Source organism: Candidatus Poriferisocius sp. (assembly GCF_965204015.1).
Taxonomy (GTDB): domain Bacteria; phylum Actinomycetota; class Acidimicrobiia; order Acidimicrobiales; family Bin134; genus Poriferisocius.
Window position 1 is genome coordinate 927,673 of the sequence record NZ_OZ241965.1, and the last position, 23,924, is coordinate 951,596.

The 23,924-nt window shown below is 63.0% G+C and carries 9 protein-coding genes; 5 read left to right on the forward strand and 4 right to left on the reverse strand.

The features are described from left to right. The first annotated feature begins 66 nt into the window (after window positions 1–66). On the forward strand, window positions 67–3,450 hold the full coding sequence (locus ACOGJC_RS04355) for a hypothetical protein (RefSeq protein ID WP_419847288.1): 3,384 nt from the start codon (window positions 67–69) through the stop codon (window positions 3,448–3,450). Window positions 3,451–3,491: 41 nt separating this feature from the next. Here ACOGJC_RS04355 and ACOGJC_RS04360 read toward each other — a convergent pair whose 3' ends face one another. From ACOGJC_RS04360 to ACOGJC_RS04375, 4 genes are all read right to left on the reverse strand, one after another. Next, window positions 3,492–7,613, reverse strand: coding sequence for an Eco57I restriction-modification methylase domain-containing protein (locus tag ACOGJC_RS04360; protein WP_419847289.1), 4,122 nt, complete (start codon window positions 7,611–7,613; stop codon window positions 3,492–3,494). Between the two features lie 89 nt (window positions 7,614–7,702). Further along, window positions 7,703–10,603: a helicase-related protein gene (locus tag ACOGJC_RS04365; protein ID WP_419847290.1), complete on the reverse strand. Its 2,901-nt coding sequence runs from the start codon at window positions 10,601–10,603 to the stop codon at window positions 7,703–7,705. Continuing rightward, window positions 10,600–15,969: a DEAD/DEAH box helicase gene (locus ACOGJC_RS04370; RefSeq protein WP_419847291.1), complete on the reverse strand. Its 5,370-nt coding sequence runs from the start codon at window positions 15,967–15,969 to the stop codon at window positions 10,600–10,602. The genes ACOGJC_RS04365 and ACOGJC_RS04370 overlap by 4 nt, the downstream gene beginning before the upstream one ends. 522 nt (window positions 15,970–16,491) lie before the next feature. After that, on the reverse strand, window positions 16,492–18,207 hold the full coding sequence (locus ACOGJC_RS04375; protein WP_419847292.1) for an N-acyl-D-amino-acid deacylase family protein: 1,716 nt from the start codon (window positions 18,205–18,207) through the stop codon (window positions 16,492–16,494). Window positions 18,208–18,282: 75 nt separating this feature from the next. Here ACOGJC_RS04375 and ACOGJC_RS04380 point away from each other — a divergent pair, with 75 nt between their 5' ends. From ACOGJC_RS04380 to ACOGJC_RS04395, 4 genes are read left to right on the forward strand one after another with little or no spacing between them, the layout of a single operon-like run. After that, entirely contained in the window at window positions 18,283–19,485 is a 1,203-nt protein-coding gene (locus tag ACOGJC_RS04380) for an amidohydrolase family protein (protein ID WP_419847293.1), read from the forward strand. Between the two features lie 16 nt (window positions 19,486–19,501). Continuing rightward, the gene (locus ACOGJC_RS04385; protein ID WP_419847294.1) at window positions 19,502–21,016 is read left to right on the forward strand and encodes a GMC family oxidoreductase; all 1,515 of its coding nucleotides are present in this window, start codon (window positions 19,502–19,504) and stop codon (window positions 21,014–21,016) included. Beyond that, window positions 21,013–22,764: an N-acyl-D-amino-acid deacylase family protein gene (locus ACOGJC_RS04390; protein WP_419847295.1), complete on the forward strand. Its 1,752-nt coding sequence runs from the start codon at window positions 21,013–21,015 to the stop codon at window positions 22,762–22,764. Before ACOGJC_RS04385 ends, ACOGJC_RS04390 begins: the two co-directional genes overlap by 4 nt. Further along, window positions 22,761–23,924 (forward strand): amidohydrolase family protein, encoded by a 1,164-nt coding sequence (locus tag ACOGJC_RS04395; protein ID WP_419847296.1) that lies wholly within the window; start codon window positions 22,761–22,763, stop codon window positions 23,922–23,924. The genes ACOGJC_RS04390 and ACOGJC_RS04395 overlap by 4 nt, the downstream gene beginning before the upstream one ends.

Below are 23,924 nucleotides of genomic sequence, written 5' to 3' on the forward strand. Positions count from 1 at the left end.
ATTGTTTGAAGTGGCCATGTTGGCCTGTAACATTGTCCTCAGCCGTTGCGTACTGCGCGACACCAGATGAACAATTCAGAAGTCAGGCTGTTCCTTGGTCAGGAGATCGAGGATCCCGTAGAGCAAAAACTCATCAGCCGCTTGCGCCTTGATTTAGAGCAGCGCGGTGTCAGCGGTGCCTTGTACGCGAACTTCATCCCGCGACCCGGACAGCAGCGCCAGATCGACCTGCTCGTCCACACTGAAACCCACACAGCGCATGTAGAGATCAAGGGTTTCAATGCCAACTACCCGGTGCGCGGCCATGTGAACGGTCTTTGGGTTCAGATCCTTGCTGACGGGACAGAGCGGCAGATTACAAACGGCAGCTCGCAGGCCATTCGTGGCACCTATGCGATCAGCGACGCCATGCGAGACCTTGCCAGGAAAGGGGGCGTCGCTGCGGTAGATAACAACTTTTCCAGTTATATCGACACGATCGTTGGATTGTGGGAAGCCATCCCCGAAGGATCAGAAATTGAGCCACGAGCCCATGTGACCGTACTGGGTTACCAAGACCTCCTCGAGCGGCTAGCCAAACCCGGGCCATGTGTGCCGTGGACGCAAGAAGAGTGGGATGAATTCGCCCGCCGCCACAGCCTCTTCCAGCCCGAAGACATCTCGCCTTCCGAGCAGAGCAGGCGCGACAGCCTCGAAATCATCGCTGATTACCGTCCAAGGGCCCGAGCCAGTCTCTCAGACGGTCTCGGGCCTCTGGTCGATCTGGGCGCAACTGACAACGATGGCACCGAATTGGCGGCAGACGACATCGACAACATGGTCGCCGCTGGCAGAGTGGTCGCGATAACAGGCCACTCGGGAAGCGGCAAGACCTTTTTCGCTCGACATTTGGTTGTGAGACACTGCGATGCTGGTCGCCTGGTGGTCTGGGTTCGGGCCGCTGACTACGAGGGTCGATTCAGCGACTTGCTCAACTTGGCCACAGCTCCGTACAGCATCGAGCGGCGAAAAGACGTCATTCGAGCCGCCGAAGAAACTGGAGTGGGCATATCTGTAGTGCTCGATGGTCTGAACGAGTGCCCGGAGAGCGAACGGACCGAACTACTGAAGCAATTGAAGGCGTTTTGTTTGCGACACTCCGCGGGAGTGCTGGTTACAAGTACTGTTGAGGAAGGTCTGGTCGGCACGCTAGGCGCGAAAATCTTGAACTCCAACGAGCCCGATCCAGAGACCAGGCTGGCGATCCTCCGCTCCTATGGCGCCCGACAGCCCGAGCGCATAAGCGACCAGTTCCGCTCGCCGCACGAACTGGCAATCGCCGCGGAGTACGAAAGCGAGTTGGCCGATGGCGCATCGGTCGCAGACCTGCACGACGCCTTCGTCCGCCGACATGCCCCCACCGAACGAGTCCGAGCCGGCCTGCGCTCCCTCGCCGCCAATCTTCACTCCCAATTCAGAACCAGCATGCCGCAACTCGATGCTGTGTCAGTCCTCAACTCGCCAAGCCTTGAATCTGATGCCCGATTCGTCGACGAGGTCTTAGCCAATCCACTCATAGAGATTGACCGCCACCGTGTCCGTTTCCGCCACGAGCTATTCGGCCAATTCCTCGCCGCCGAGGATCTCGTCCGCTCCTCCAGCACCAGCCAACGCCTCGCTGCTCATCTCGACCTTCCGGTCAACAAGCCGCTCACTCAGACTGCCCTTCAAATCGAGCGAAACAGCCACCGGATCTGGGACGTGATCAAGGCGCTCTGCGATGAGTGGCTAATGCTCAGGGCACTCACAGGCGATTACGGCCCCGAAGTTGCCGCTCTCGCCGCTGCGGACATCCGAGACGTTCTCCATGTCGGCATCGCCGCAGCCAACCCAGAGAACGCCTCCTTCGAGGCCTTCAAATCCGACGATCAGGAAAGCTTGGCCATAGGCGGGCGTTGGTTGACAAGCCGCCGGTGGTCAGATACCGAGCTGAAGCTGCTGGCCGCCGCTGGCAGGGGCCTTTACCGAGGCCTGCTCGTCGAAGAAGTCTGCGAGCTGATCGACAAGACTGACGAGCTGTGCCTGACCCATGCGCGGCTCCTGCAAACCGACGGCATAACGAACCCCATCTCGACGCTCGTAGAAGCGACGCTCAGTCAAATGGCGCACCAAACAGACCGGGAGAATTGCGGGCTCGCTTTGCCCTACGTCGCCGTCGCGTTCGAGTTCGCCTCAATGGGTGTCCGGCCCATGAGCCATCCACACAGCACTGGGCTGGCAGGCCTCCTGGCCGATGGCGCAGGCAACTACTCGTGGGGCCGCTACTACCTGGCGATGCTTGCAGTCAACCCATTCGACCCCACTGACCGGGCGACCTTCGCTTCCCGACTGCGCCGAGCTTGGGACGCCGGCGGATATCACTTGCAACTTCAAGCCCTTCACACAGCCACAGACTTAGGGCGTTACGGCGGAACCGAGGATCCGTACCGTTCCGCGATCATCGACGTACTGCGCTCGATCGAGACAAGTAATCTGTTTCTGAGCACCTCGCTACTCGAGGCGCTCGCCGAATTCGACGAGATTGAGAGCGACACCACAGTCGAGCAACTGCAAGACCACATCCGACATACCATCTCGGACCCCGGAGATATGGAGAGCTGCCGTGCGGCCCGGAGCATCGTGGCCATGCAATACGAAATCCAGGAAGTCGTCGGCCCCTACTGCGAAGCCATCGGAGAACTCACCGATACGGAGGAGGCATGGCTGCTCACCATGGCCGCACGCGGCTCCGATCCCGGCTCATGGCATCTCGATGCAACCTTGAAGCAGCTGTCGGACCTGGTCCCCACCGGAAGCGCCAATCTCGACAACGCTGCCAAACACGTATTCTCGGCCTACCTCGACGGACCGCCCGAAGACGCCACTATGCCGCAGGTGGCGTCAGCCGCCTGCCGGGCCGCTATACGAGGGTGGGCCCAATTCGAATCTGAAATTCCACCAGGGCCAGACGACCCGACTCCGGCGCAAAGAAGCTGGCGCCTTATCGCCAGTCTGCTCCTCCGCCACGAGCGGGACGCTGTCGCAGTAGATACTGAGGAAATCTGGAATGCCCTCCTCTCCGAGCCGGGCCAAACAGTCGCGACCCTGGCCCACATCGACAGCACCGATAAGGAGGACGTGTGGGACCGGCAAACGCGGACGCACTATCGCCGCCACGACCTCCCACAACTAGCCGAAGACCACCCGGAGTCAATGCGCCGCTTATTCGAGTGGGCGCTCGACAATCTGGCAGACATTCCCACTCACCCCGTCATCCACAGAGAAGGCGCGTTGGACTTCGCGATACGGACGCTCGGACTTGTGGGGACCGAAACCACCGCCGAGAAACTGCGTGTCTACACCCTTGACCCGAAGGCCGGCAGCACCGCCGTGCAGTCCATCAGACAGATAAACAATCGGGCCGCTTCATAAAACCCGCCGTGGGCGACTCCCCGACCCCAAGGACCGGACTTCTAGGCTCCGAACGAATGAGTATCCAGCCAGGAAGGGCGGGTTGAGGCGGGGTGGGTTTGGGAGAGGTGAGCGGGCGGAGGGTTGATGTTGGTTTCGTAGTGGGAGGCAAGAGCTTCAGACAGGCGGTGGCTGTAGTGGATGAGTGATGCTTGGTCGAGGGGTGGAGTGGTGCTGTTGGGAGTATCGGTGAGAGTGCCATGGGCAGCTTTGTAGGCTTGAGTCATGGCATCGTACCGTTCGATTATCAGATCTCTTGTTCGGAACTGGCCATATTGTTTTTCATCATTACGCTTGATTTTCGAGAAGGTGTCCATCATATAGATTGTGTCATCACGATCAACTCCATAGAGATGGAACATGAGAGCATCTAGTTCAACTCTAATACGGCTACGACGTTCATCACACCATCGATATGGTGGACATTTGTAGCCGAGGGTCTTCGCAAATCGTTCCATGTCCCATGCGGTATATGACAATTCAACAGTTCTTTCTAAAATAAAGTCAACTAAACTTTGGTTACTAAATTGCAAGTGATAGAGCGATGGAATAGGAAGCTGTTTAGTTGTAAAGAACGTAATGTGAATTCCACCAACCTTTTGACGTGCAATATAGTCTGAGGGAAAGGAATTCACTACCGTATGGAGAATTCCCATTAGACAAGCAGTCGATTCTACTGGTCGTTGCACCGAAGGAAATCGAATCTGCGGTAGAGTGTGACCCACACCTCCTACCGGATGAAGTGATGCAACCCACGTTCGTTTTTCAGTAGCTCTAGTGACATCGCGCCATCCCAGCAACCAATCCTGGACAAATTCATTCCTCTGATCGACCTCAGACTCCATAATCCAATATCGAGGCAGCGGACAAAAGATTGGGTCCTCTTTCTCGTCCGCTCTTACATCTCGAAAATCGCCGTTCTCAAATGTAGCCCAACGATGGTCAAACTGATGGATCATTTTGCCCTCATAAAGGGGTAAGCAGCGTTCAGGTCTGTTGTCAGTCGAATGACGAGTAAAGTGATTCCCTTGCAGAATCCAGCCTCCAGATTCCAGCTCTTCTCGTGTGAGAAATAGGTGAGAGTCAGAATTCATCATGAACATGAGTTGGAACTCCACTCCCCAAGGGTTGCCTTTGACATCATTTTCCCGGATTAGAGGTGGGACTCGGCGATAGATTGCCTTGGTGATTTCTGCGTCTCGATTGGTGCGGAAGATTGGACAGGTTCGAGTATTGGGATTCAGGAGAGCGAAGTCTTCGGGGGTGAGTTCAAACACTCGGTCATGGCTTTCCAAATCGGCAGATTCATGAGCGAAGAAAGAGAAGTGCGATTGGCCAGTGGGCTTGTTGGAACCGGAGAGAGTCAGTAGGCAGAACTTGTAACTTCGGTGTACCGAAGGAAACAGTGGCTTTGCATTCTCAAAATCGAATAACGATATAAGAGCTTTCCTCTCAATCATTTGCCGGAAAAACTCTTGGGTGAAGGAATCGGTAGCGATGCCAGTCGGAACGATCGCCCCAGCCTGGCCACTGGGAGCAATACCATTCCACATGAACTCCAAGAACAGCGGAGCTGTGGCCAAACGCCCGACACTGCCGAGCGGATAGCACTCTGACGCGTGAACGAAGTGCTTCAAACCATCCAGGTGACGCTGGTCAGCTTGGTAACGTGCGTACGTTTCAGGCTCAACGCCTTGGAGATCGCGAATCATTGCTGTGCGCTTGGCCATTGTCGCCGCTTCAGCGATCTCGGGATGGCTGACTGCAAACGTCTCGCGTGGATCGTATTGGATCTGATCCCACGGCGGATTGCCGAGAACTGCGTCGAAGCCACCAGACCAGCCGGTTTGGGGGTTGGTGGCGTCGTCGAGGCTTTCAGGCACCGGGAACACTTCTGGGAAAGTCAGGTGTAGGTGGGTGAACTGATAGTCGTCGGCCAGGGTTTGAATCGTCTCCAAGGCGCTTCCATCAAGGAGCGAACCGCGCTGCGAACTGTCGCTATGGCTCATGGCAAGAGCTTGGTCAGGGGTAAGCCTTTTGGCCTCCCTCAACATGTCGTCGGTGATGGCTGGCATGTCAGAGGTCTTTGGAACTACGAAGGCAGCACACCAGGTGTCAGCGATCAGCTTCTCTTTCAGTACGGGTCCTCCGGCCCGCATCGCGGCATACTCGGCTGCTTTCTTGGTTACCTGTTCGGCGGTTTGTTCAGGGGCTGCATCAATACGCTTCACCGCGGTGGCCAGCCTGGCGCTGCTTGCCGCCATCGAGTAATCCAGTTCGAGCAACAGCTGATCTGGTGCCTTCCGCTCCGCCTTGTTCCTCTTACGGAGGGCGCTGACGTGCTTCTTGTCGTCACCGGTCAGGGCCTTGAAGGCGGCATCAGGGATGCCGGCGGCCAACAACTTGGGGGTGGTCCCCAGGAGGCTGTTGCCGCAGGCTATGTGATGGTCGAGGAAGCCCAGTGGCCGACCAGCAACGTTGGCCTCCAACCACAGGCTTACTTTGCAGAGCTCAACGGCCATCGGGTTCATGTCAATCCCGTACAGGCAGCGGCTCACCACCTCGCGCAAGGCGACCCGCAGCATGTCGGTGCTGGGCTCGGTTCCACCCTCGCGGATTCGGGCCAGCCGGGCGGCAATGCGGTGGGCGGCGGCGATTAGGAAGTGGCCTGATCCACACGCGGGGTCGAGCACCTTGAGGGCCAGCAGTGCCTTCTCGGGATCGGCTTTCGCAGCGGCTTTGTCGATCACCGGATCGAGGGCGTCGTCAAGCAAGCGGGAGATCAGCGCCGATGGGGTGTAGTAGCTGCCGGTTGTCTTGCGTTCGCTCCCAGCTGCCCGTTCAAAGCCGAACGTGCGGGCATCCGGGTCGATCTTGGGGTGCAGCTCAAGCAGAGATTCGTAGACCGAGCCCAGTTCTTCGGTGCCGAGGTTGCGGTAATCGACCTGGCGCCAGAGACGGGCTTCGTCGTCGCGCACCAACGCCAAGTTGCGAATGGCCTCAAGCAGACAGGCGTTGGCGATCTGCGCATCCACCAGATCAGGGGCGTCGTCCGACGACCACAAGAAACCTCCCAGTGATGTGAGGCCCAATGCGGCACGGGCATTCCGCTGCGCGTCGGTCTCGCCGACGTCGAGAGCAGCCATGGTCACGCTCAGTCCTGTCCAAAGGTCGCTGTGAGTCCCGCCTCGGCGGCACTCAGCTAAACGGCGCAACCGAGCCACCGAGTAGTGGAGCTCGTAGCGGCGTTTGGCCTCAACATCGACACCAGCAGGATGAAGTAGGTCTCTGGCTTCAGCCACCAGCAGGAACAACAGGCGGTACACCACCCGAAGCAATTGGCGATGCAGTTCTTCGGGGGCCAATTCGTTTCCGCGCAGACGCGCTCGAAGCGTGTTGTTGACCGGGTGCTCCAGCACACCGCAACCAAGGACAACAATGGCCCTCTCCACTCCGTCGCGGAGCTTGTCGCGGGCGCGGGTTCCAGCCGAGATTGCCTCTTGAGCCCACTGCTCCAACAGGCTGCGGTGCGGAGGATCGCCCTCGAATCGGGACCGGTGGCAACACAGCCACAGCAAGGCGAAGTCGGCAAATGAGTCACCCTCGAAGATGGCTGCCACATCAAACTCCACGTATGCCTGGCGGGTGAGCGATGCGTTATCGCGCAGCAGACGCAGAACTCGCCCGTTGGACACAATCCCCCACAAGTGCTGGTCGGAGCGGTTGAGGAACTCCTGCACCAGACCGTGAGGCGAGGCCTTGGACGCTCCTCGCACCTTCGGCGAGCGCCGGTCTACATCCACCCGCCAGCCCATGAGGTGGACGGGCACGCAATCGGCCCACTCGTGGCTGATTGCGTAGTCCTTTCCCGCAGAACCGGAGACATCACCTGACCCATCGTCTACCGAGAGGCTCTGCACGAGCGGCAGCCCGGCGAAGCCGAGTTCGTCAAGGAGTGGAAGCAGCCATCGCTCACGGGTCAGTGACGTGGCAGTGTCCTCCGGTGCCAACGATGTCTCGGCCTGATGGAAGCCAACCCACAGTCCGGTCAGTCGCTGCCAAGAGCGGGTGATGGCATCGCGCACTCGTTCGCCGGGTGCAAGGCCGTAGTCGACGGCCTTCATGCCTGGCAGTTTCGGATCGTTGCTGTCTACCCGATCCAACAGTTCTCGCGGCAGCAGTGCCCCCTGCGTCGATACAGCTCCCCGCCCCATCAGGAGGTCACCCTGGGGAGAAAGTGGTAGACGGCCAGTACATCGGTTGGAGTTTGGGCGGTAACCGTGACTCGCCCTGGCCCTGGGCCGCGTATTGCAACGCCTTGGCGGCGATCAGCCGCCCGCACCCGGGCATGTGCTTCTGCCAGGGACTCGGCTCGGGCTTCGGCTTGTTCGGCAACCATCGGGCGCCAGTGCGGCTCTGCGCCGAGGATCGCCTTAATGCGCTCGGCGGCAACCTGGGGGAGCACGTTGCCCGCGGGTTCGGCCTCGAGAAGCCTCTGGACCTGCTCGGGAGCCAACCAGGTTGGGGTATCGGCTACACCAGTGAAGGCCAGCAGCATGGCCTCTTCGGCCAGCATGTGGTGTTCGCCGTGGCGGGCTACGGCGGCAATCGACATCCGCACCCGACACAGCAGCAGAGTGGTGACAATTGACACGGCGTCGGTGCGCATGACCCCGCAACGAGCGGCAATCGGCCCGCTGCCACCGGAGATTTGTCCAACGGAATCAATGGCTTGATCGAGGACGTGGCCTGCTAGCCCGCCGACTGCAGGATGGGTGCGAGACAGCAGCAGTCCGCCGCTTGGCGCTGCTTGATCGAAGCCGAGAGCCAGTGCTGGTTTGCCGGCGTCGCTTATCGCGAGCGCATCAGCCACGGCATCTGGCAGGTCGGACAAATCGGCGTCGTACCCCCGACCCGAAGGGATGTTGCTCTCAGAGATGGCCGCGCCAAAAGAGCGCAGGGCGGTGATCATAAACCGCTCGACATCGGCGCCCGAGCCGATGGCATCTCGCATGGCTGCCAACTCTTCGGCCACGTCGCTGGGATCGATCCGGCTCTGGGCAAACAGGGATCGACGGCGCACTTCGTTTTCCCGAGCTTGTTCCCATTCGGCGTCTATGGCATCGGTCTTGGGGCGGAGCTGCTCGATTATCCCCTGAATGGGAACGTTGATGGCTTGGCCGGTGGTGGATAAGACCTGTTCGGCAAGAGCCTCGATGATGTCGCTGGTAGAGCCGGGCACCGGGATGGACACCCCCAACGCGCCCCTGATCTTGCGGTGCTTTCGCAGCAACACCTCCAGCACCGTTTCGTCGATGCGGTTGTCCGACCCCCAATAGGTGACCACCCTCACCTCCGAACTCGGCTGGCCATAGCGGTCTACCCTCCCCTCTCGCTGTTCAAGTCGAGTGGGGTTCCACGGAAGGTCGTAGTGGATCACCGCTGAGAAATGGTCTTGAAGGTTGATGCCCTCACTCAGGCAGTCGGTGGCCACGAGAACGCGGCGGGGGTGGAAAGCCAGCTCAGCCACCCGGGCCTCCCGGTCTGACGGCGGCAGTCGTCCGGTGACCGCGGCCACCTCGGGGCGGTCGCGCTTGGGCAGCCGGGACCGAAGTCGGTCGGCCACATACTCAGCGGTTTCGATGAACCGGCAGAAGACGATGGGCTGGAAACCGTCGCCCAGCAACTCTCCCACCAGGCCAATCAGGCCCTCGAGCTTGGCATCAGCACCCTTGGGGCCATCGGCGATCTGATCGGCCTGCTTGGCGAACTCCCGCAACCGTCGTGACACCGCTGACTCGGCAAGCTCCGTCTGGCTGCCGGGCACCACGTCGGGAGCTTCCTCGATGTCGTCGAGGTCGAGGATCAGCCGACGACCCAACTCATCGATGTCTTCGGCTGAATCCGAGTCGGCATCAACAGTTACCGCTCGGGTGCGGAGTGTGGCCGCGGCGGCTGCCGGGCTGGAGGCCAGCGCCCGCAGCAGGCCCAGCGCCGACCACCAACGAATGCGCTGCGCCCGCCTTCCTGCGCTGCGATCATCGACGGTGGTGCGGGCGTAACGCAACACCTCGTCGAACAAGGCCATATAGCCGGGCGAGAGGCTGTAGTGCTGCTCCCGGTCGGCCCGCTTGGGGAAATACGTGTCGGTCTCCAAGTAGTGGCTGATGTCGGCACGTCGCCGCTGCACCAGATGGCGGGCAAGGCGATCTCGATGGTGGCGATTGTGCTCGCCGGCCAGGTCGTGGGGCAGGTCGGCAAACTCGTTGTCGAGCAAACGCAAGAGTGAGCGAAACGACTCTTCCTTGCCCGAATGAGGGGTGGCGGTGACCAGAATCAGATGCCGGTCGGGACTATCTGCGAGAGCACTGACCAAGGCATGTCGCTGGTGGCGGCCGCTGCTGGCCCGGTCACCGGCTCTGGCGCAGGTGTGGGCCTCATCCACGATCACAAGCTCAGGACACGCCCGGATGAAGTCGTCGCGGCGGCGATCAGACTTGATGAAGTCCAAAGAGACGATCACATTCGGATGGCGGTCGAATATGGACTGGCCGTGGGCCAAGCCGCGCTCAAGGCGGGCGGCGGTGGATGCCAGAACGAGCTCGGCTTCGATATGGAACTTGTCAGCCAGTTCTGCCTGCCATTGTTCTGCCAAGTGCGGAGGACAAAGCACGGCCAAACGTTCGGCATCTCCCTGGGCCATCAGTTCGGCAGCTACCAATGCAGCTTCGATGGTCTTACCCACACCCACGTCATCGGCGATCAACAGGCGCACCGGGTCGAGGCGAAGGGCCATCAACAAGGGCACTAGCTGATAAGGGCGAGGATCGACGGCCAATTGGGCAACCGAGCGGAACGGTCCCGCACCGGAGCGGAACCCGAGCCGCAGCGCATCTCTCAGCAAGCGGGCTGAGTGGGCATCTCCCAAATGCCGAGACGGATCGGGCAGATCGAAACTGGCGGCTGTGACCTCTTCGACCGCGGCCAGGATGCCGGTAGTTTCGTCATCGGTGCCCCCCAGAGGGCGGACCATCACCATCTCGTCGGTGCTGTCGGGCAAGACAACCCAGTCGCGCCCTCGCGCGGTGACCAGCGAGCCAGGTGCGAAGTTCATGAGGCACCCTGGTTACCGATGCCGAATACCGCGGGATGGCGGGTGACGATGGCTTGCCAGTCGTCAGCGTGGCCGAAGCGTATGACCTGATAGCCGAGATCGTTCATGGCCTGTTCCTGGATGGCATCTCGCGCCGCCCGCTCGGGGTAGTCGTGATGAGGGCCATCCACGTATACCACCGCGCAGGCTTCGTCGTAGACGAAGTCCGGGCGGGTCTGGGCGGTCTCGAAGTAGATCTGCGAACGATCGGGGCGTCGATAGCCGCCGCGTTCGAGGAAGGCTAAAAACTGCTGCTCTAGGCTGGAATCTGCGGAGTCGGCCAACTCCTCGTCGTGCTTATCTCGGACAAAGGTCGCGCCGTAGACCAGGGGCATGAGATATTCGGCCGCCAGGCGGCGGTCGAGCAGGCCATGATCGCCCTGGTTCGAGTACGACATCAGGCAGTCGTAGCAAGCCGCCTCGCACGCCTCCACCTGGCCAGGGCCGTCTTGGTCATGGCCAGTGTCGGGATCAATGTGGCAGCGCCGCAGCGCCTCGCGAGCGATCCGCGGCCACAGCGACGGATCGTCCACCAGCTGCTTCAGGGCGCCCGCACCGCCCTCGGCCGCCTCGTACACCAGCAGTTGACGGCGATTATCCAACGATGGCAGTGGCTCAGCGGCGATCTCGCTCGGCTCCAATTGAAATACCACTTGCAGAGCGGAGGTCAGTGCGGCCTGAACCGAAGCCATCGTTTCCATGTCGAGCCCGGCGGGGGAAAGATCGGCGGGATTTGGACTGTTCTGGCCGCTCCCCGAGGCTACTGGCTCAATGAGCAGTGCGTTGCGGGCGTCGGTCACATAGGGGATCACCCGGACCGTGCGCTGAGACAAGGGATCTTGGTGGGATGTGTCGGCATCGCCCTCGGCGGCATCGGCGTCGCGTGCCCAGTAGCCCCGCTCGATGTCAAGCACAAACCCGAGCTGCGCTCGGTTGGCGCGTCGCCGTGGCCCTTCGTTGATTCGCCAGATCGTGGCCGCGTCCCCATACGACAATCTCAAAACTGGTCCGTCATCGCGAGAAGCCCCGTCTGTCTGAGCAGCGCAGAGCACTCGCTCGCGAACAGATCTTTCGCCTTGGCGGCGAGCGAAGCGGACGGCGGCAACGATGTCGTAACCCCGTCGCTCCCGCTGCTCTTCATCGGACGTGATCCGGTCGCGGCGGCGAGTAGACACGTTGCGCAGTCGGAACATGTTTCGGGTTTGCGGGGGCAGAGGCTCGGAGCAATGCTCGCATACGTCGGGGCCAGGACCGGTGTAGTCGGCGTGCAGGTAGCCGCACGCTTCGCATCGCTTGATCGACGTGGTGATGATCGAGCCGCCGTCGGGGTCGCTCTCGAAATCCTCGGCGTCGAGGATCACCCGGTTGACCTGATAGCGGTTGCCCTCGTGGTAGATCAGGCTGTGGGGGCTGAACTCGGAGATGGCCAGGAAGCGGGGGCGCTGCAAGAACTCGGTGCCGCGTTGCTGTCGGCCTGGCACGAATGCCGACAACGGTAGGCGGGGGAACGAATACCCAGGCAGGAAGCCTTCAGCCGCAAAGTAGCGGTACGGGTAGAAGTCCGAGTGGAAGCCATCGCTCAAGTCACCCCGTAGCAGATCGAGTTGGCGGACGGCCTCACGACGGAGGCGATCAGCTTGTTCTCGATCTCGGCGGGTGCGACCGGCTGACTGCCGGATGCGGGCCTGCTCGACAGCCTGGTGAAGTGCCGAGCGGTACAGCGATTTCCAACGATCGAGCGAGTCGGCGAACCGCTTGGGAAGGGCCTGCATGGTGTCGTCGAGCCAGTCATCAGTCCACCAGTCGGCCTCGGTCAGCTCCGAGCCGAGATTCTCGAGGACCACTTGGGAGCGGACCTGAGCCTGAGTGCGGACAGCTTCGTCGGCCAGCGCGTCAACTACGTGGGCCAGTAGCTCCAGCGAAGGCTCATCGCCTGAGAGGTCGAGCAGTTCGCCCATCTTGCTGCCCAGATTAAGGCCGCTGTGGGTCAGCCAAACCGAGTGGACGTGGGCCCGAACTAGATCCTCGTTGGCCAGATCAAGGCGGGGAGCCTCCACCTGGCCCGCCACCATCTGCTCCTGATGGCGAAGGAAGTGCTGATCGTGGCTGTTGCCAGTAGCGCAGAAGGTGGTGACCAACGCGGGCTGACCGCTGCGTCCGGCCCTCCCCGAGCGCTGCGCGTAGTTCGCCGGCGTGGGCGGCACGTTTCGCATATTCACTGCGTTCAGCTCGGCGATGTCGACTCCCAGTTCCATCGTGGGTGAGCAGTACAAGACCGGCAGCACCCCGTCTCGGAATCGGTGCTCCCGCTCAGCCCGCAGTTCGTGGGTCACCTGAGCGGTGTGCTCTCTGGCCTCGATGCGGTGCTCTTTGGCGCCCTGCCGGGTGTATAGATCCACGAAATACTGATTTGGCGTGATGCCGTGCTCTGGCCCCGACGGCATCCGAATCGGGTCGTTGTGGGGCTGGCCGTTGCCCAGCTCCCAGCGCATCGCCCCTGCGGGAAGCTGCCAGATCCTGGTGCCGTCGTCTTCGAGGCCCGCTTGGTACAACAACCCGTAGATGTTCAGGGCTTCGGCAAGGTCGTCGATAATCTGCTGCCGCTCTTCAAGCATCAGGTGCTGAGCGCCGCCCAACGTGTCGAGGCGGTTGAGGAACTGGCCGAAGACACTGCGGGGTCCGAGGTGGGTGAGGCTACGGTCATCGCGCTGCCGGCGAGGCCGGGCGACCAGTGCCGAGCCATACTCCAAGCGCTCGCCTTCGAGCGACCACGGATCGCATAGGTTCTGCTCGCTGCGCTGTTGCATTGCCTGGTGGTTGTCTCGGTCGAGGACTCCGACCCGGATCGCCAGCTCCCGGCGGACGACATCCAACATGGCCCGCAGGATCCGAAAACGGACTTCGGCGTTGCTCTGGGCAAGGGCAGGGTGGCGGGTCGCCCACTCCTGCTCGTCGGCGGCCAACTCATCGAGCGACTCGTAGCTGATCGACAAGAGCCCGCATTGCTCGAGATTGGGTTGGGTGATCCGCCAGCCTCGGCGCAAGTCCAGATATAGCCGGTAGGAAATCGCCTCGGTGAGCGCTTGGTTCGCCATGCTCCGGGCATGGCCCCTGGCCTCGGGCTGAAGGGCATACGCCTGCGGAGGCAGGTCGAGTACTTCGACAACTCGCTGAGCCACATTGTCATGGTGAAGGCCCTCCTCTCCAGCCATTTGCAGGGCTTGATAGAGGGCTGACCGCAGCATGGTGACCTCGACAAAATCGTTGAGGTGGCCAGCTTGGAGCGAGGCATCTTGGCGGTTGTCGGTGAATGACAGAAGCTTGTGAGCTCTGGGACCGAGTTCACCGGTTTCGCGCAAGTGGCTGACCGTGGCCAGGGAAGTGATCGTGGTCACCGTCGAGCGCCCCTGCGAACCGAGGGTGCCCAGCCGGGTGAAATCATTCCCTAGGCGCCCGGTGTAGGAAACACCACAATTCATGCAGAATCGGAATGGTGTTGTGAGCCAAAAGGCGATGGTTGTGCCGGATCGGCCTCCTTCAGCGTCCAATAGGACTGAGTCGTCATCCACCAACGGGACAAACGCACCACTAGCAGCGACGCTGATAGCTCTGGGAACGCTGTCCCTCCGACCGTCGCGCAACCTTTGGTTGACGTCGAACCAGTCAAAGGGCAGGCGGTTTTCGATGCCTTCGCGATCGATAGGCCATGGACTGTCCCTTGGGCCTTGCTCATCTGGCCCCGCTGCTTCAACGGTGGGTCGGCTGCCCCGGCCGGGCGCATCGGGATGCGGATCGATGAACAAGAAGCCGGGTTCACCATCACCATCATCGGTGTCACCCAAGTCGCGAGCCACAAGAGCCGATCCGCCATCAACCGCTGATTGACGAACTACGTAATACTCCTGCCCACATTGCCGGCAGAACGACAACGGGAGGTACGACCGGTTCCGGTCGTCACGCACAAACCGCTGCGCCCGCATTGTGATCTCTCGTTCTTCGGCATCCTCTGGGGTGGCATATGCCGTGTCTCCTGCACTTAGGAACTGATGCAGACGGAAGGCGAATACGCTCTGGCCCGCTGCTTGGTCCGGCAGACGGCTGGCGGTCAAGAGCTGGTCTTGAATCGCCTTCTCGCACTGGGCACTGGGCAGGCCTGTCGCCGCGGCGAGACGTTCTCCTCCACCATCGGGTCCTGCGATGGGAATCGGCGTAGCCCGCACCAGCCGACCGCTGGCATCCTCGGCCAGGCCGAGCGTTGATTCGATCCAGATCGACAATGGGTCGGTCAAGAACTCATCAACGGTGACGGCACCTGGGGGTGGGCTATCAATCCGGCGAGCCAGTTCTCCGGCGAACTCAAGGCTGTTGATGTCTCGACCGTCCGTGACCCGCCGCAGTGTTTCAGAGATGATGTCATCGGGCCCGACTTCAGCGCCGAACAGCTTTGTGGCCACCTCTGCGACTCGGGCATCGCGCTCTGCGGGCGTGCCCTCGGTCGAGAGTGTGGCCGACGTGCCCACGCACTGCATGTCGGAGGCACCGGTAGCCTCTCGGATGCGGCGAACCAGCATGGCCACATCCGCTCCCTGGCGACCTCGGTGGGTGTGTAATTCGTCAAGCACCAGGAAACGCAGTGAAGACATCGCCCTTACCAAGGCTTTGTCGATGTAGCGGGTGAGAATGAGCTCGGCCATCACATAGTTGGTGAGCAAAATATCGGGCGGATTGGTGAGGATCGCCTCCCGCTCGTGCTGGTTCTGCTGGCCGGTGTACACCGCAAACGTGACAGGCCGGTCTACGGTTGAACCGGGCGTTGTCGCCGAAGAACCATGGTCGAGGAACTTGGACAGTTCCTCATATTGGCTGTTGGCCAGAGCGTTCATCGGATACATGACCAGGGCCTTGACGCCCTGGCCCGACCCTGAACGCAGCACATGATCGACGATGGGAATGATGTAGGCGAGACTCTTGCCCGACCCGGTGCCGGTGGTCAGCACATAGTTTCGCCCCGCGGCGGCGGCATCGACAGCCTCCCTCTGATGCCGATGCAATGTGAGCAAGTTGCCTTGGGAGATGTCGGCCGATTTGCCCGTTTGGAAGATGTCACCGGCTGTCGGGTGCAGTTGCCCTGAATCAACCAGGTCATCGATCGACGCCCCCGGCTCAAACGCCGGGTTCACCCCGACCCGAGGATGCGGCCATAACAGTCCCCCGTCCAGCGCCTCGGCTACTCCCTCTTTAATGCGCCCGTCGGCAATCTCCACAAAGCTCTCGGCGTACCGCCGGTACTCCCCAACAACCCGCTCCCGAAGCTCAAATACGTCCACAATCAGTCTCCGTCACGAAGGGACTGGCTTCCCCGAGCCTCGGAATGTGTCTGCCTCAGCACCGCCCCATCCTCGCATCGGGGTGTAACCCTATGGGCAATACAGGCTGCTGTCAGGACTAATGGACCCCGATGACCACCTCTGAATACCTGACAACTGCAATCGCCGACCTCCCCAACGCGAAACAGCCCCGACCGAAGTCGGGGCCGTCAGGCCGGGGCTACTCACCCCGGCGGGGTTATCTTTATCCTATCCGCTGAGCGTGACATCCTCACGATGCACTTCCAACCATTGGCACTCTGCCTCAAGAAATACCCGCCGTCACCCACACGCGTGGGTTCTAAAACAACAGTTCACTCCGTTTGAAAAACCGTTGACGTCCTTTAGCGGTATCGCTACCTTGACCATTGCCTGCCGGTCCGGTTAGTAGGAATCCTCCGAATGCAGCCGACATACCGCGGCGACGGGGCCCCGGAACGCACGGGGCCCCTTCTTTTGCGCCATGAACTGCCCGGCCCAGTCCTACGGCAACACGGTTTCGGTGTCGCGGCCTGATCTCAGGAGAGTGCCGGGGGTGGCGCCGGTGGGGTGGCCGGCGGTGATGATTTCGGTGCCGTTTACCAGCACGTGCTCGACGCCGATGGCGCTGGCGTAGAGGCGCTCGCAGCTTCCGGGGAGGTCGGTGCGCTCAACGATGGGGCCGGAGGCCACGGTGTCGGGGTTGAACACCACCAGGTCGGCGCAGTAGCCCTCGGCTACCCGGCCCCGGCCCTTCAGGCCGAACAGGCGGGCGGGCTCGTCGGTTAAGAGCCGCACGCACTCCTCCATCGGCAACAGCTCCCGGTCGCGCACGGCAGATGCCAGCATCTCGGTCGGGAAGCGGGCGCCGCACATGCGGTCGAGATGGGCACCCGCGTCGGATCCGCCCACCAGAACCCGCTGGTCGCGCCACAGATCGGCCCGCTGCTGCCAGGCTACGTCGATGTCGTCGGACGACAGGGGCCACAGTGCGGTGCGAAGGTCGTCGGCCACCACGATGTCGAGCAAGGCGTCAAACGGATCGACCCCCCGCTCGGCGGCGATATCGCCCACCTTGCGACCGGTGAGCCCGGCGTTCTCCGGGGCATAGGTGTCGCCGATCTCCATGTTGGCCCAGGTGGAGATGAACTGGAACGGCCCCTCGGAGCTGCGGGCCTGCTCATCCAGCCACTGCCGCACGGCGGGATCGGCCAGCTTGGCCTTCTTCTCGTCGTGGTCCAGATACAGCACGTCGCCCCAGTTGGGCAGCAGGTACAGGGCGCAGTAGCTGGCGAAATTCATCTTCAGCCCGCCGATGGACGGCATTGACAGGGCCACAATGCGCCCCCCGGCCTCGGCGGCCACATCCGACGCCCGAAGCTGGTGCTGGGTGCGGTCCATCATGGTGGAGGCGTGGGATAACACGTTCCAGTTGAGCGACCGCTGGGCCCGCACCGACATCTGGGTCATCAGGTCGATCTCTTCATCGCTGAAGAACGCATTGCAGCCGGTGATGATGAACTCCAGCCAGGTGCCGGGGTGGTCGGACACCGCGTCGCACAAGGCCAGCATCTCGGTGCGGTCGGCGAAATACGACGGCACCGGATCGTTGTTGCCGTCGGAGTGGGTGGTGGACTGCGACGATGAGAACCCCAGGCCCCCGGCCTCCAGCGCCTCGTGCAGCAACCGCACCATCTCGGCCACCTGCTCGGCAGAGGCCGCGTTGCCGGTTCCCTCGGCCCCCATCACATAGCGACGCAGCGCCGAATGGCCCACCAAAAACCCGGCGTTTACACCGATGCGCCCCTCCAGGGCATCCAGGTACTCGGCGAAGCTCGACCAGCTCCACGGCAGGCCCTGCTCCAGGGCGGGAAGGGGCATCCCCTCCACCTTGGCCATCATCCGGCGGATGTAGTCGGCGTCGTCGGCCTTCAAGGGGGCCAGCGTGAAGCCGCAGTTGCCGCCCAACACGGTGGTCACCCCGTGCTCGTTGGAGGGAGAGGCCAGCGGATCCCAGAAAAGCTGGGCGTCGTAGTGGGTATGGGCGTCGATGAACCCCGGCGCCACCACCAGCCCATCGGCGTCGATAACCTGCGCCGCGGCCTCGTCGGCCGCCCCTACGGAGGTGATCCTCCCGCCGCTGATGCCCACATCGCCCGTAACTCCCGGCGATCCGGTGCCATCCACAACGGTTCCGCCTTTGATGATCAAATCCAGCATGGCGACAGGCTAGTAGCGCATGACGGCATTATCCCCAGCAGGCTCCGGGCGCAGCGCCAAGAGTACGCTCCATCCATGCCGGAAATCCCCAAGATCATCTCGGTGGACGACCACATAGTGGAGCCGCCCACCCTGTGGACCGACCGCCTGTCCCGCAAGTACGCCGACGTCGGGCCCCGGGTCGTGCGGGAGAAGCTCTTCAAAGACCGGGCGATAATCAACCACATGCCGGAGTGGGTCGACAGCGATGTCGAGCGAACGATCGACTCCTGGCTCTATGAGGACCTCAAGCAACCGCTAATCCGGCTCAGCGCCGCGTCGGGCTATCCCAAAGACGATCTCGGTCCCCAGCCCATCACCTACGACGACATCCTCCCCGGTTGCTGGCAGCAGCAGGCCCGCCTCGATGACATGGACATCAACCACGTCGAGGCCGCCATGTGCTTTCCCATGTTCCCCCGGTTCTGCGGGCAGACGTTCTTGGAGGCGGCCGATAAGGAACTGGCCCTGTTGTGCGTGCAGGCCTACAACGACTGGATGATCGAGGAGTGGTGTGCCGGCACCGACAGCCGGCTGATCCCCCTGCCGCTGATCCCGCTTTGGGACCCGAACCTGGCCGCCGCCGAAGTCCGCCGCAACGCTGAGCGGGGGACGCACGCCGTCTCGTTCACAGAACTGCCCACCAACCTTGAGCTGCCGTCGATCCACGATGCCGAAGGCCACTGGGAGCCGTTCTTCGCCGCCTGCGAGGAAACCGACACCGTCGTGTGCATGCATATCGGGTCGGGGTCTCGCATGCCGTCCACCTCGGCCGATGCCCCGCCCGCGGTGATGTCCACGCTCACGTTCAACAACGCCATGGGATCGCTGGCCGACTGGCTCTTCTCCGGCGTGTTCATCCGCTACCCCAAGATCAAAATCGCCTACAGCGAAGGGCAGATCGGCTGGATCCCCTACATATTGGAGCGGGCCGACGTGGTGTGGGAGCAAAACCGGGGATGGAACGGCGTATGGGGGGTGATTCCCGAGCGGCCCAGCACGTATTTCGCCGATCACGTGTACGGGTGCTTCTTCGACGACCACCACGGACTGGCCAACATCGAGGCCATCGGCGCCGACAACGTGACCTTCGAAACCGACTACCCCCACAACGACAGCTCTTGGCCCCACACCAAGGAGGTGGCCGAGAAGCTGTGCGAGGGTCTGTCGGACGAGGTGATCTACAAGATCATGCGGGGCAACGCCATCAAGATGCTCCACCTGCCCTTCGACCAGTAGGTAAAGGTCGCCGGGCATGATCTACGACTTCGTGATCGTGGGCGGGGGCTCCACTGGAGCAGTGCTAGCCGCCCGGCTGTCGGAGAACTCCGGCACCTCCGTGCTGCTTCTGGAGGCCGGGCCAATCGAACCCGATCCCGACGCCGACCAACTGGGCGCGGTGGACTTCTCCCACACCGGGCGCGACTGGGGCTTCCAAGCCCGCACCACCGGCGACGCCACCGCCCCCTATCCCCAAGGTCGGACCTTGGGCGGGGGGTCAGCGGTGAACGGCGGTGTGGCGCTGCGGGGGATGCCCAGCGACTACGACGCCTGGGCCAGCCCCAACTGGAGCTGGGAGGCCATGGCGCCGTGCTTTCGGCGCCTCGAAGACGATCCCCTTGGCGGCGACCTCCACGGAATAGGCGGCCCCATTCCCATCCGGCGGGCGGCCAAAGAAGATCTGGTCGTCCCCCAGCAGCAGCTTCTGGCCGCGGCCCAAGACATCGGTCTGGCCTGGGTCGACGACCACAACGACGGGGTGTCGGAGGGCATCGGCCCGTCGCCCCAAAACGTGGTGGACGGAGTGAGGGTGTCCACCGCCATGGGATACCTCCGCCCGGCCGACGGCCGCCCCAACCTCCACATCGTCGGCGGAGCCTTCGCCCACCACATCGTGATTGAGCGAGACCGGGCCACCGGGGTGGCCTACTCCTCCGATGGCGCTGATCTGGAACAGGCTCGGGGACGCCATATCGTCGTTTGCGCAGGGGCATTCAACTCGCCGGCACTGCTGATGCGCTCGGGCATCGGCCCGGTGCGCGACGTGGAGGCCGTCGGCATCCGCTCGGTCGCCGACCTCCCCGGCGTGGGGGCCAATCTCATGGAGCACGTAGGGGCGTTCATCTTCGTGGTTCCCCCCGAGGAAGCGGTGACCACCGACATGGTGCAACACCAGCTGCTCATCCGCTACAGCTCGCCGGAGAGCCCGGTGACCAACGACATGCAGATCGGCATGATGAACCACTGGGACCTGACCGAGAACCCGGCTCTGGCCGAAGTGTGCGGCGCCGAGTTGATCTGGGGCATCTGTGCTGGCATCCAGATCCCCCGGTCCCGGGGACGGCTGCGGGTGCTTTCCCCCGACCCCGAACACCCGCCGGTTATCGATCTAAACCTGCTGGACAGTCCCGATGACGTCGCCCAGCTCACCGCCGGCCTGCGGCTCTGCCACCAACTGGCCACCCACGAGGCGCTCGCCGAGCGATTCGAGCGGGTTGCGGTGCTCGACTCGGCGGTCTTCGCCGACGGGGACGACTCCGACCTGGCCGAATACGCCCAGCAGTTCAGCTTCCCCTGGTACCACGCCTCGGGCACCTGCCGTATGGGACCCGACCCCAACGCTGGCGACGTCGTGGATGACCGGGGCCAGGTTCACGGCGTCGATCGCCTGTCGGTGTTCGACGCCTCCATACTCCCGATGATCCCCCGGGCCAACACCAACCTGACCTGCATCGCTTTGGGCGAACGAGCCGCGGAGCTGTTGCGATGAGCTTGGACCTCGCCATTCGAGGCGGCACGGTGATCGACGGCACCGGCGGGCCTGGACATCGGGCTGATCTGGGCATCGCCGACGGACGCATCGTCGAGATCGGCCCTCGGCTGAGCGACGCCGCGGCCCGCACCATCGATGCCACGGGACTGGTGGTGGCCCCGGGGTTCGTGGACATTCACACCCACCTGGATGCCGCCGTGCTGTGGGATGACACCCTCAGCCCGTCGCCCCTCCATGGGGTGACCACCGTGATCGGGGGCAACTGCGGATTCACCGTGGCCCCCCTTGCCCCCGAGGCCCGCGACTACCTGCTGGCCATGCTGGCCCGGGTCGAAGGCATGCCCGCCGAATCGTTGGCCACCGGCCTGGACTGGGACTGGCGCACAACCGCCGAGTACCTCGACCGCACCGACCGGCCGCTGGCCGCCAACACCGGATTCCTGGTGGGCCACTCGGCCATCCGCCGCACGGTCATGGGCGAGCGGTCGTCTGAGCCGGCCACCCCCGCCGAGGTTGAGGCCATGGCCGAGTTGGTGAGATCCGGTCTGGCCGCCGGTGGCCTGGGATTCTCCACTTCCACATCCACCACCCATCACGACGGCGACGGCCGGCCGGTCCCCTCCCGGGCCGCCGACCGCAGCGAGATCATCGCCCTGTGCCAAGCAGTACGCGACACCGCGGCCACCGTGGTGGAGATCTCCCCTGGCGTCGAGGGGTTCGATCCCGAGTTGGCCGAACTCATGGCCGACATGTCGCTGGCCGCCGACCGACCGCTCAACTGGAACCCGGTGATTGTCGACGCGGCCACCGAGCCCGGGGGCTGGGATCGGCTCCTCATGTCCGATGCCGCCGCCGAGCGGGGCGCTGAGGTGCTGGCCCTGACCATTCCGCTGGCCATCACCGCCCGCCACTGCCTGGCCACCCCGGCCGTACTGGCCGCCCTGCCCGGCTGGGAAGACCCGATGGCCCTGCCCCACGACCAGCGTCGAGAGCTACTGGCCGACCAGGTGCGCCGCCAAGAGCTCGACCGCTCCGCCCGGTCGGTGAAGATGCGCCTGTCCCACCTCGCCGACTGGGGGGCCTATGTGATCGGTGAAGGGTTCAGCTCGCATACCAAGCCGCTTGAGGGCCGAACCGTGGGCGAGGTGGCCGCCGAGCGAGGTGTGAGCCCGTGGGATGCCCTTTGTGACATCGCAGTGGCCGACGACCTGCGCACCGTGCTGGTGTCGTCGGCCAATGGGGCCGACCGGGCCGACTGGGAGGCCCGGGCCCGATTCTGGACTGATGACCGCGTGGTGATGGGGGCCTCTGATGCCGGCGCCCATCTCGATCAGCTCGACTTTTTCACCTACACCACCGGATCGCTGGCCGCGACCCGCGAGTTCGGCCTGCTGAGCCTGGAGGAGCACATCCGCCAGCTCACCGACATCCCCGCCCGGCTCTACGGAATCGCCGGCCGGGGTCGCATAGCCGAGGGCTGGCACGCCGACCTGGTGGTATTCGACCCCGACACAGTCGCGCCCGGCCCGGTCCACACCCGCTACGACCTTCCTGCGGGCGCAGGACGGCTCTACGGCGAGGCCGTCGGGGTGGCGTCGGTCATCGTAAACGGTGGCGAGGTGGTCACCGATGGCCGATTCACCGACGCCCGGCCCGGGCATCTGCTGCGAGCGGGGCGCGATACTGAACCGGTGACCCTTGCGACTCGCCGCTCAACCCACAACAGCCAACAAGGAGCGCCATGAGCCCCACCGCCATGATGATCTCGTCCGACTCCCACATAATCGAGCCGCCCGACCTGTGGACCGAGCGGGCCACCGGGCCGATGGCCGAGCGGGTCCCGCAGGTGCGCCGCGAGCCCGGCGGCGACTGGTGGTACATCGACGGCCAGCGCTCCATGTCGTTTCTGGGCTTCCAAGCCGGCAACAGATTCGACCAAGACCCCACCAAGCTCCGCATCGAGGCGTCGTTCGACGAAGTCCGCCCCGGGGCCTACGACCCCGAGAAGTTCATCGCCGACAACCGCACCGACGGAGTGGCCGCCTCGGTGATCTACCCCAGCGAGGCGCTGTTGGCCTACAGCATCCCCGACTCTGAGCTGTGCTCAACCACCATGGCGCTCTACAACGACTTCATTGCCGAGTTCTGCGCCCACGACCCCGAGCGCCTGAAGGGCATCGCCCTCATCAACCTCGACGACATCGACGAGGCCATCGCCGAGATGACCCGATGCCGCAACATGGGCTTGTCCGGGGCGATGGTCAGCGTCATGCCCCCGGCGGGCCAGGGCTACGACAGCCCCCGCTATGAGCCGTTCTGGTCGGCCGCGGTCGACCTCGACGTCCCCCTGTCCATGCACGTAGCCACCGGCCGACACCTCGCCAGTGCCAGCGGTCAGACCAAGAATGACGTCCGGGCGGTGTCGGAGGCGGCGTTCTACCTCCAAGACCACTTCGTGCGGAAGTCGCTGGGCGAGATGATCTTCGCCGGGGTGTTCGAGCGCCATCCCAAGCTGCGGGTGGGATCGGTGGAGCACGAGGTGGGGTGGATCCCGTTCTGGCTGTTCCAGATGGACTACTGCTACACCGACCGGCCGCTGCGGGGCGACTGGCACCGCTTCGCCGATCCCGACGCCCGCCCCAGCCACTACTTCAGCTCCAACTGCTTCGTGAGCTTTCAGGAAGATGCGGTGGGCGTGCGGGTGCGGGACACCTTCGGCACCCACACGCTCATGTGGGGCTCCGACTACCCCCACACCGAGTCCACCTTCCCCCGCTCCCGAGAGGTGGTGGCCGAGACCCTGGCCGACGTGCCCGACGACGAGCAGCAACAAATCGTGAGGGACAACTGCGCCGACCTCTACGGCTTCAACCTCGACGTTCTTGAAGCCGACCTGGCGAACTAG